General features: G+C 40.8%; 9 protein-coding genes and 1 pseudogene. 9 read left to right on the top strand and 1 reads right to left on the bottom strand.

Going from position 1 to position 11,559, the window contains the following annotated elements:
* Positions 1-35: 35 nt before the first annotated feature.
* The 9 genes and pseudogenes from KQI87_RS01790 (at position 36) to KQI87_RS01750 (ending at position 10,334) form a co-directional block, all read left to right on the top strand.
* On the top strand, positions 36-1,043 hold the full coding sequence (locus tag KQI87_RS01790; protein WP_253292330.1) for a DHH family phosphoesterase: 1,008 nt from the start codon (positions 36-38) through the stop codon (positions 1,041-1,043).
* Positions 1,044-1,166: 123 nt separating this feature from the next.
* On the top strand, positions 1,167-1,967 hold the full coding sequence (locus KQI87_RS01785) for an HD domain-containing protein (protein ID WP_216458649.1): 801 nt from the start codon (positions 1,167-1,169) through the stop codon (positions 1,965-1,967).
* Positions 1,942-2,541 carry a M48 family metallopeptidase gene (locus KQI87_RS01780; RefSeq protein ID WP_253292329.1) on the top strand — a complete coding sequence of 200 codons (600 nt, stop codon included), beginning with the start codon at positions 1,942-1,944 and terminating at the stop codon, positions 2,539-2,541. Before KQI87_RS01785 ends, KQI87_RS01780 begins: the two co-directional genes overlap by 26 nt.
* A 6-nt stretch (positions 2,542-2,547) precedes the next feature.
* A pseudogene (locus tag KQI87_RS01775) lies at positions 2,548-3,771 on the top strand (endonuclease Q family protein); the annotation flags it as partial.
* 29 nt (positions 3,772-3,800) lie between these two features.
* Entirely contained in the window at positions 3,801-4,259 is a 459-nt protein-coding gene (locus KQI87_RS01770) for a metallophosphoesterase family protein (protein ID WP_216458647.1), read from the top strand.
* A 65-nt stretch (positions 4,260-4,324) separates the two neighbouring features.
* Entirely contained in the window at positions 4,325-4,756 is a 432-nt protein-coding gene (locus KQI87_RS01765; RefSeq protein WP_216458646.1) for a hypothetical protein, read from the top strand.
* A gap of 661 nt (positions 4,757-5,417) precedes the next feature.
* Complete coding sequence (locus KQI87_RS01760) at positions 5,418-7,610, top strand: alpha-galactosidase (RefSeq protein WP_216458645.1); 2,193 nt, start codon at positions 5,418-5,420, stop codon at positions 7,608-7,610.
* Between the two features lie 27 nt (positions 7,611-7,637).
* Positions 7,638-8,651, top strand: a complete 1,014-nt coding sequence (locus tag KQI87_RS01755) for a LacI family DNA-binding transcriptional regulator (RefSeq protein WP_216458644.1) — start codon at positions 7,638-7,640, stop codon at positions 8,649-8,651.
* A gap of 327 nt (positions 8,652-8,978) precedes the next feature.
* The gene (locus KQI87_RS01750; protein ID WP_216458643.1) at positions 8,979-10,334 is read left to right on the top strand and encodes an ABC transporter substrate-binding protein; all 1,356 of its coding nucleotides are present in this window, start codon (positions 8,979-8,981) and stop codon (positions 10,332-10,334) included.
* Between the two features lie 340 nt (positions 10,335-10,674).
* On the opposite strand, the gene KQI87_RS16465 is transcribed toward KQI87_RS01750, so the two are convergent.
* Positions 10,675-11,559, bottom strand: an 885-nt coding sequence (locus tag KQI87_RS16465; protein WP_253292328.1) for a transposase, incomplete at its 5' end; no start/stop codon positions are given.

Below are 11,559 nucleotides of genomic sequence, written 5' to 3'. Positions count from 1 at the left end.
GAAAGATTAGCCTATTGAAAAGGAGGCAGATAACGATGTTTAATTTTGATTCTACATTTAAAGAGATGATGCAGTCCCATAATCTTGATACAGTTATAATTCTGGGGCATATGAATCCAGACGGAGATGCGGCTGGATCTGTGATGAGCCTTGCTCATTATATTCATGTGAATTATCCTCAGTATAAAGTAATGCCGTATCTGGCAGAGACTTTGGAACGCGGACCGAAGAAACTGGTACTGGAAGATAAAGTATTTACTCCTTTTGAGAAACCGGATACAGATGGGAAACCATATTGTGTGATCGTATGTGACAATGCGACATTGAAACGAATGGTCGGACTGGAATATTTTCGGGCAGCAGCTGCGAGTATTGTTGTTGACCATCATGCTTCTAATGAAGGATATGGAGATGTGAACTGGACAAAAGTTTCGGAGGCGTGTGCAGAGAATGTCTATCATATGCTGGATAAAGATTTGCTGAGAAAAGCAGCAGAAGCAGAGACACATCCGACAGCAGCAGACTATATTTATCTTGGAATTCTTCACGATACCGGTGCAATGGCAAGAGCGAACAGAGGTATTTTACTGGCATTGTCAGACTTGCTTTCCATGGGTGTGGATCATCAGGAACTTATGAAGACCATGAACTGCGATACATTGGATATTTTAAATAAAAGGGGCGAGCTGGTCCGCAGCGCGAAACGTGTTCTGGATGGAAATGTGGCATATGTAATGATCAATGAGAAAGAACGGGATGAGAACAAAATAGAATATGAAGATTTCCGCAAGATCGGAAGCATTCTCAGAGACTGTGAAGATATTAAACTTGGATTTACCATGTATGAAGAAAGCAAAAACGTATGGAGATGTTCATTCCGCTCAGATGGAAAATGGATTGATGTGAATGAACTTTTGCAGTTTTTTGGTGGCGGAGGACATGTCTCAGCAGCAGGATTGAAATATAGAACCGATAATGTGGAAGGTCTTAAAAAACAGATCCTGGACAGGGTGGCAGAGATGACAGCAACAGTAAAAAGTTAAGAACGCTAAAAGTGTGTTATACTAATGTTCTGAGAGGTTGATTCTTCAAGAAACTATTTTGTCAGTACATTAATGTAAGATAAAAATATCGGATAAAATGTTGAGAAAGGATTTTGAATATAGATGGAAAGTTTAGATTTAACAAAAGATTTTGATGCAGCGAAGGAGGCTTTTGAAGCATATTTGGATGAATATGACCGTAAGGATGACAAGATTCATCTGAAGATTGTACATACTTATGGTGTAGTAGATGATGCAGAAGAAATCAGCAGAAGAATGGGACTTGCAGAAGAGGATGTGCAGTTGGCAAAGGTGATCGGATTATTGCATGATATTGGAAGATTTGAGCAGATTAAGAGATTCGACAGCTTTGAACCGGGAACTATGGAGCATGCGGCATATGGTGCACAGCTCCTGTTCGGACCGGAGAAAATGATCCGCAGATTTGTAAAAGATGACAGGTTTGATGATCTGATCTGTACAGCAATTGAGAAGCACAGTGACTTCAAACTGGAAGGAATTACTGATGAGAGAACATTACTTCACGCGAAACTGATCCGTGATGCGGACAAGCTGGATAATTGCAGAGTGAAGCTGGAAGAAGCAATGGAAACACTTCTCGGAGTAGATGAAAAAGGTGCAGGAGAGGGCGTGATCGCACCGAAAGTATGGGCATCCTGCATGGCAAAAGAATCTGTACTGTCTTCTGATCGTGTTTCTAAAGTAGACTATTGGGTTTCCTATATTGCACAGTATTATGACATTAATTTCCCGGAAACCTATGAGATTATGCGTGAGCATGATTATGTGAAAAAGATTGCAGACAGAGTTCCTTATGCATTGCCGGAAACTCAGGAGAAGATGGATATTCTGGTAGCAGAGATGGAAAAATATATGGATGAAAGAATCAGCAATGGCAGATAAAACAGAGAAAACTCAGGAGAGATTTACCTGTGGAGAATTTGAATATCAGGTAATAAGAAGCGCCAGAAAGACTATGACACTGGAAGTCCGCAGAGATGGAAATGTGATTGTCCGTGCCCCGCTTCGAACCGGATTGCCGCGCATTAAAAGATTTGTCAACCAAAAACAGGAATGGGTTCTGGGATGTCTGGAACGTACAAAAGAATACCGGGAACAGAAGCCGCTGAGTGCAGATCTGAGTGAAGCAAAGAGAAATGTTTATATACGAAAAGCAAAGGAAACAATCACAAAAAGAGTAGCTTACTTTGCGAAGTTAATGGGTGTTTCTTATCGGAATATCACCATCAAAGAACAGAAAACAAGATGGGGAAGCTGTAGCAGCGAGAAGAATCTGAATTTTAACTGGAAACTGATACTTGCACCGCCGGAAGTGTTGGATTATGTGGTGGTTCATGAGCTCTGCCATCTGAAGGAAATGAACCATTCGAAGGCATTCTGGGACGAAGTCGGAAAAGTGATGCCGGACTATGGAACACACAAATTGTGGTTGAAAGAGAATGGATGGAGGCTGTAATTAATAATGAAAATGATAGGAGATCTGCACATTCATTCCAGATTTTCCATGGCAACTAGTAAGGAGGGCACTCCTGAGAATCTGGATTTCTGGGCGAGAAAAAAGGGGATTTCCCTGATAGGAACAGGCGATTTTACACATCCAGTATGGCGTAAAGAATTGAGAGAAAGGCTTGTTCCAGAGGGGAATGGCCTGTACCGGCTCAAAGAGGAATATGTGAAAGAAGAGAGCAGGAAGTTTCCGGGAGAGGGTACACGTTTTGTTGTTTCCGGGGAAATCAGTTCTATTTATAAGAAAAATGGAAAAACCAGAAAAGTGCACAATGTAATCCTACTTCCAAGTCTGGAAGCAGCAGATGCCATGGCTCAGCGCTTGGAGAAAATCGGAAATATTCATTCAGATGGCCGACCAATCCTGGGGTTAGACAGTCATGATCTTCTGGAAATGATGCTGGATGTTTGTCCGGAAGGAATTCTGATTCCGGCACATATCTGGACGCCGCACTTTTCTGTACTGGGTGTGAAATCAGGATTTGATTCTGTAGAAGAATGCTTTGAAGAACTGACACCATATGTACACGCATTGGAAACAGGTCTTTCCTCTGATCCAGCTATGAACTGGAGAATTTCCAAACTGGATCGCTATCAGCTTGTATCCAATTCAGATGCACATTCTCCGTCCAAACTGGGGCGTGAGGCGAACCTCTTAGATATTGATTGCTCCTATGAGGGACTTTATCAAGCAATCCAGACTGGTGCAGGATTAGAAGGCACAGTAGAATTTTTTCCAGAAGAGGGAAAGTACCATTTCGATGGACACCGAAAATGCGGTGTATCATTAAGTCCGGTAGAAGCGGAACGTCTCGGCGGAATCTGCCCTGTTTGCGGGAAGAAACTGACGATGGGTGTAGACCACCGAGTAGAACAGCTTGCAGACAGAGCCGAAGGTTTTGTAAAAGAAGACGGCAAAAAATATGAAAGCCTTGTACCTCTGCCGGAAGTAATCTCTGCATGTATGGGCTATTCCACTGCGAGTAAGAAAGTGCAGGACTGTTTTGAGAAAATGCTGCAGACACTGGGAACAGAATTCGATATTCTGCGAAATGTACCGCCAGAAGACATTAAAACTTGCGCAGGAGAACGGATTGCAGAAGGAATTGAGAATGTAAGAACCGGAAATGTGAAGAGAATCCCGGGGTATGATGGGGAATATGGAAAGATTGAACTGTTCGTAGAAAATGATTAACGAGGAAATGGTATATGAAAAAAATAGGAATTATCTCAGACACTCATGGTCTGCTCAGACCGGAAATACTTGAAATCTTAAAAGGCTGCGACTGCATTATCCACGCAGGTGACGTAAACAAGCCGGAAATCCTGGATACGCTTCGTATGATGGGTTCCATCTACGTAGTCCGCGGAAACAACGACAAAGACTGGGCAGAAGGAATTGCAAAAACCTTACACTTCACCATAGAAGGAGTAAAATTTTTCATGACCCACAATAAAAAAGACGTAGACTGGGACTTGAAAGATACGCAGATAGTAATCTTTGGACACACCCATAAATATTTCGAAAAAATGATAGACAACCGCCTATGGCTAAACCCGGGAAGCTGCGGCCCCAGACGCTTCGACCAGGAAATCACCATGGCAGTAATGACAGTCGACAATGGAACCTATCAGTGGGAAAAGGTTGCCATGATTCCTGAAAAGTAAACAGAAGACAAAGTAGATTGGTCAGGAGAGAAGAAAAAATATACAGTAATGAAAGTGGTGATAATATGCACAAGTGGAATGAGATTACAGATGAGAATTCACTGAAAGAATTTATGGAAAGAGTGTCATTTTTCCATGATAGCTGTATCAAAGAGATGCATTATCTGAGTGGAGCATATGTTAATGAAAACCTGGATATGTATCCTGTCAACGATCGCAGGATTCTGAGAGTAATCATACAACGGCAGTATGAAGAAGATTCAATGATTGAAATGGAATTTCAGGGATTAAAATACTTAAAGTTATTTCCGGTAGATGAACGCTATTCATGCGAAATACTCGATTCCAATATAATTCTGAAAGAGGATTGTATCATCTGGAGCGACTGCGAAGATAAAACAGAGCTGGAAGATGGAGACACAGGAACTTTGGTATGTGCATCTAAACTTCGATGGCGTCCGATTTTCGGATATATGGGAGAGAAGAATTATTGGTAGGTGTGCCCTTTCCCACATTTCTTTTGACCCAAGGGGTGTGTAGCAGCACAATCTCTACTTCGATAATTCTTTGGATAAAGCCTTTATAATTTATGTAAAGTATATCGTATGTATTCTTTTTTGTAAAGTAGTCTGTTTTTCTCAATAAGTTTTTTTAGATTCTTATTTCGAATTCTGTAAAAAGTCATAATAGAATTTTTTAAATCCAGGGGAAGAATTAATTACTTTTTACAGATTTTATTATAATGAGTTTGGTAAAGATTTATCTGAAGTGATTGCCAGACCGTTCTGTGGCTCTCATGAAAAAATGCTTAATTATTTTGGAAAAGGATTTGAACTCAATGTTCCGGCGGCTTTGGAATGGCTAGACAAAGAAACGAATTCCCGAGAGAAAGAGGTACTGATGTATCAAATAAAAAAATTCAGAAAATATAGCAGGAGATAAAAGTAACGGTTAATTTTCGAAAAGAAGTTTTTTCTTTGTGCCATTTGTCAGTTTTTTCGCTCCTTTTTTGTTGGGTTTGTAAAACTTAAAAAATTAAGTTGACTGCGAATTAATAATTAAGTATACTGAAAACGAAAACAACAACAGAAACCACAGACAGAACCATCGCGGAATTGCTGTTTACAGTAGCCGCACAACAGAAAGAAAGGAGTAGAAATGGCTGTTCATTTTAATGAAGACAAGAAAATCTTCCGTCTGGATACGGAAACAAGTACTTACTTAATGGGATTAACTCCGGAAGGATATCTGGGACATATTTATTACGGAGACCGTTTATATAAAGTAGCAGAGAATTACATGCTGCGTATGGAAGAGCCGCCGTACACACCATCTGTAAACAAGAGAGAGAAATCTGCCTTTCTGGACAGTTTTCCCATGGAATACCCGACCGGAGGAATCGGAGATTACCGCGAGAGCTGTCTAAATGTGCGCAATGAAGCAGGACAGATGGGATGCGAGATCCACTATGTTTCCCACGAGATCTACAATGGCAAGAAAGCCCTCAGGGGACTTCCGGCATCCTTCGGCACAGAGGAAGAAGTACAGACTCTGGATATCCTATGTGAAGATGAGATTCTGGGACTGCAGGCAGTGTTAAGCTATTCTGTATTTGAAAAAGAGAATGTGATCACCAGAAGCGTGAAATTAATTAATAAGGGCGATCAGAAGCTTAAAATTGAGAAAATCTACAGCGCATGCCTGGATATGGACAATGAGAACTTCGAGATGCTGACACTTCATGGCTCCTGGGCGAGAGAACGCCATATTCAACAGGGACCGCTCCGTTATGGAAAACAGATGGTATCCTCCACAAAGGGAGAATCCAGTCATCAGGAGCATCCGTTCTTAGCTCTGATAACACCGGGAACCACTCAGCAGCAGGGCAAAGTTTACGGAATGCATTTCGTATATTCCGGAAACTTTATCGGACAGGCAGAGTTAAACCAGTTTGATTCTGTTCGTACAGTTATGGGTATCAACAAAGAAGAATTCGGCTGGATCCTGAAAGAAGGAGAAGAGTTCCAGGCACCGGAAGTTGTTATGACTTATTCTCATGAAGGCTTGGGAGAAATGACCAGAAGCTATCATGATTTCTACAGAAACCATATGATCAGAAGCAAATATCTTCATAAGAAGAGACCAATCCTGATTAATAACTGGGAAGCTACCTATTTTGATTTCAACACTGATAAGCTGTTAGATATCGCAAGAGAAGCGAAGTCCTGCGGTATTGAGATGCTGGTTATGGATGACGGCTGGTTTGGCATGAGAAACAGCGATAACTGTTCTCTTGGCGACTGGAAGGTCAACACAGATAAGATCACAGGTGGTCTGAAACATCTGGTAGATGAAGTAAATAAGATCGGTCTTGAGTTTGGTATCTGGTTTGAGCCGGAGATGATTTCTCCCAACTCTGATCTTTACAGGGCGCATCCGGAATGGGCAATCCAGATTCCGGGAAGAGAAGCAACACAGAGCAGACAACAGTACGTCCTTGATCTTTCCAGATCAGAAGTACTGGATTATGTATATGAGAGCGTGGCTTCTATCTTAAGAAGTGCCAATATTGCTTATGTGAAATGGGACATGAATCGTCAGTTAAGTGACCTGGGAAGCACTTATCTGGGAGCGGAAGAGCAGCAGGAACTTTTCCATCGTTATGTTCTGGGCGTTTATACACTGCAGGAGAGACTGATTACAGAATTTCCTGACATTCTTCTGGAAAATTGTTCCGGAGGTGGTGCGCGTTTCGATCCGGGTATGTTATATTATAGTCCACAGATCTGGTGTTCCGATGACACAGATGCCATCGAGCGTCTGATGATTCAGGAAGGAACTTCCCTGATCTATCCGCTGTCTACTATGGGCGCTCACGTCAGCGACTGCCCGAACCATACAGTTGGCAGGGTGACGCCCTTCGAGACAAGGGGACATGTGGCACTGGCAGGTACCTTTGGATACGAACTGGATGTGACAAAGATTCAGGAAGAAGACAGAAAGATGATCCCGGAGCAGACAAAAATGTACCACAAATATCATGAACTGGTACGTGAGGGTGACTACTACAGAATTGCTTCCTACAGAGAGAATCATCTGTATGACTGCTGGGCAGTAGCTGCAAAAGATAAGAGAGAAGTTCTGGTAACTTATGTGCATGTACTCAGCACACCCAATGCCCACAGCAGAAGAATCTTCCTGCAGGGATTTGATCCGGAAGCTGTCTATGCACTTGAGGGAACCGAAGAGAAATATACAGGCGAGATGTTGATGAAGTGTGGTTTCCTTGTGAAAGGATTCTGGGGAGACTTTAAGAGTAAATTGTATCATTTTGTGAAAGTGACTGAGTAAAGGGGATAAGAAAGGACATATAATGTAATGGGAAAAATAAGAATGGCTGATATTGCCGCAAAGGTAGGAGTCAGCACTGTAACTGTTCACAATGCTCTGTCCGGCAATAAGGGCGTTAGTGATGAGATGCGGGAGAAAATCCAAAAGGTGGCAGATGAGCTGGGTTATCATCAGATGACGGCAGCAGCCAAGCGTGAAAGAAATAAAGGTGGCCTGCGCAATATCGGTGTCATTATTTCAGAGAAATATTTGGCGGCATATACTACTTTTTACTGGAAAATGTATCAGGAGCTTGTTTTGGTTGCTACTGATAAGAATTGCATGGCTGCAGTGGAAATACTGAAGCAGGATATGGAGGAGAAATTTATCCTTCCGAGAATTCAGGAAGAACATACCGTAGATGCTCTGATCGTAATGGGGGAAATCAGCAGGGAATATATTCATTTTATGAAGAAACATACTGATGTGCCGGTAATATTTCTGGATTTCTATGACAAAGAGCTGGCTAAAGATGCAGTTATTGCAGATAACTTCTATGGAATGTACCTGATGACAGGCTATCTGTTTGAACAGGGATTTACAAAGATGGCCTATGTTGGTTCTATTCATGTGACCAGCAGTATCATGGACCGTTACTGTGGTTTTTATAAAGCACAGTTAGAACATGGACAGGTTCTGCCGGAAGAATGGCTGATCGAAGATCGTGATGAGAAAGGTGTTTTTATAAATATTAAGCTACCGGAACATATGCCGGAAGCCTTTGTATGCAACTGTGATCTTACAGCCGGAAATTTGATCGTGGAACTGGAAAAACAGGGATATCGTGTACCGGAAGATATTTCAGTAGTTGGATTTGACAATTATCTGTATCCGGGATTTCCAGATAAAAAAATTACCAGTTATGAGGTAAATACCCAGGTAATGGTGAAGGTTGCACTGGAAAAGGCATTGAAACAGATTAAGAACCCTGCTTCGGGACGAGGCCTGAGCGTTGTTTCCGGAAAGATCGTAGAGAAGGAAAGTGTACGGAAAAAGATTTAGCGGAAATTTGAAAACTAAATATAAAGCTAAATATAAAATTAAATATAGAACATAAAAACAAGTTGTTAAAAATTAAATATTAATAATTGAAGCTTGCAGGAAAATCAAGAAAAGTGGTTTGCCTGTGAGCTTTTTTATTGTGATAAATATACAAAAATAGAACTTAAATATTTCATAGTATTAACAAAAATGGTTATTTAAGCATTTTTGACTTGATATTTAAGTTAATTATGGTAAGATTAAATCAACTTAAATAAAGATATAGTTAACAAGGAATTTTGCAGAATGCCCGGGAGTCTGCAAGCTCAAAATCGAAAGGAGAGAAACATGAAAACAAGAATGTTAAGAAAAGCTGTTGCAACAACAGTAGCAGCAACAATGGTTTTATCTGTTCCGGTTTATGCAAAAGAGGATAAGAAGGTAACAATTGATCAGATTGAACTTGGAAAAGATTACACAGATATCAAGGCTGACCTGAAATTCCTTACACATAAGACAGATGTTGTGGATACTGTATTCAAAGGATATGTGGAAGAATTCCAGAAGCTGTATCCGAATGTAAATATTGAATATGAAGGAATCACAGATTATGCAAATGATGTTACCATGCGTCTTTCAACAGGAGACTGGGGAGACATCTGTATGGTTCCTACTACAGTAGATAAAGATGAACTGGAAAATTATTTTGTAAGTTTCGGAGATAAAGATTCCCTTTCAAAAATCTATGAAAGTAACATGCTGAATAATTATGCATTCGGCGATCAGGTTTATGGCCTTCCGTCCATGGCTAATGTACAGGGAATTGTTTACAACAAGGCAGTGTTTAAAGAAGCAGGAATTACAGAGCTTCCTAAAACACCGGATGAGTTCCTTGATGATCTTCAGAAAATCAAAGATAACACAGACGCGATCCCGATGTATACAAACTTTGCAGCAGGCTGGACTATGACAGCATGGGATGCCTACATTGACGGCGGTGCAACAGGTGATCCGGATTTCGTAAACAACGTTCTCTGTAAAGGAAAAGATCCATTCTCTGACAGAGGAGACGGAACTGGTCCGTATGCTGTTTACAATACACTTTATGAAGCTGTAAGCAGAGGCCTTACAGAGGATGACCCGACAACAACTGACTGGGAAGGAAGCAAAGGTATGCTTAATAACGGTCAGATCGGATGTATGGCACTTGGTTCCTGGTCTGTAACACAGATGCAGCAGGCCGGCGATCATGCAGATGATATCGGATATATGACATTCCCGATCACAGTAGATGGAAAACAGTATGCAGCAGCAGGCCCTGACTACTGCTACGGAATTAACTGCAACAGCTCTGAAGATCAGCAGATCGCAGCAATGTGCTACATAAAATGGCTGGTAGAAGAATCCGGATTTTCTCAGAGTGAAGGTGGTCTTTCTATTGTAACAGGCAGTGAATACCCTGAAGCTTTAAAGGATATGGAAGGTGTAGAGCTTGTTGTTAACAATCCTGCTCCGGAAGGGGAAGAGAACTTATGGAATGATATTAACAATGATTCTGAACTTGGTATTAATGTATCCGGTGCTGTTCCTACTGAAGTTGTAGAGTCTGCAGTTACAGGAGATAAGACAATGGATGATCTGGTACAGGAATGGAATGAAAAGTGGACATCCGCACAGGAAAACAACGGAATTACATTTGAATAAATGGTTACTGTTCACAGATAGTATCCCGCGAGGTGTTTTTTGTGAGCGAAGGTCACAGAAAACCCGAGACATGCCGCGCGAATTTATGCGAATAGCATAAATTCTGTGCATCGCGAAGCATGTTACTGAGAACGCAGTGAACCAATGTCATTAACTTAGCAATTTGCCAATACTGCATTGATGAAAATATCAGCAGAAGGATTTGATTATGATAAAAAATGGGATATTGATGGATCAAGATACAACGTCTTACTAAAATTTAGGTATAACAAAAAGACAAAATCAATATTTAACATTGAAATTTGTCTAAAGATGAAATATAGTAATATATGAGTTAATGCTAATGTCTATAACAAAAACTCATCGGAAGTTTAAACCTATGCTGGCGGGCAAAGGTTCTTCCAGGTCTGATCGGCTCAATATTTTGAGCGATCAGACTTTCTACATTTATCTTTGTTATCCCATCGTGAATCCTTAAGAAATCCCTGCATGTTTTAAGTGCGGATGAATAATTCGCCTGATATTCATAAGCACGATCTTCCCGATCAATAGTTACATTTATGATTATGCTGGAACTGAAATTATATAGAATAACTCTTGCCCATACTTCCTGCACAATATAATCATATTTTTTTGAGTGAAACGCTTTCAGACACAGGGAATATTTTAAATCCCGGAAAGAGTTTTCCTCCTGCCATCTCAGATGATAAAGAGCTTTGAAATCTTCAGCTTTAAACTCTTCTTCTGGAAGATTCGTAGCAATGTTTTCATAAGAGCCATCATCAAGCTGTACGCGTAACAAACGTAAAGTAAGGTCATATTCTGTTCTTTGATCATTGAGATAATCCATCGGAGCATTCTGATAAATGTACCGGTATGAAAAGAATAGTTCAGGCCTGGAATATTTGCTTACAGCTTTAGACCTTGTCAGTATAAGAGAGATATCTTCATCAAAAGCTGGCAGGGTATCAACCGGGTATCCCATCATTCCGGAAGCCCTTTTATCGTTACATCGGATAAGGAAGTACTGCCCCTTTTCAATCACATGGGCAAAGTTGTTGTAAGAAGTATAACCTCTGTCCCCAAAGAAAATGACTTTGGAGTGTTCAGGGATATCTGCAGAATCAACCATGGAACAAAAAGCAGAATACTCATTCCGCTTTCGGGCAGGCTGGACTAAAATATCAGTAAAACGCTTATCAAGTAAAGAAAACATAGCATTGAT

The sequence above is a fragment of the Blautia sp. MSJ-9 genome (assembly GCF_018919065.1).
Taxonomy (GTDB): domain Bacteria; phylum Bacillota; class Clostridia; order Lachnospirales; family Lachnospiraceae; genus Blautia_A.
Note: the sequence above shows the minus strand (reverse complement) of the source record. Positions and strands in the feature narration are given on the sequence as shown.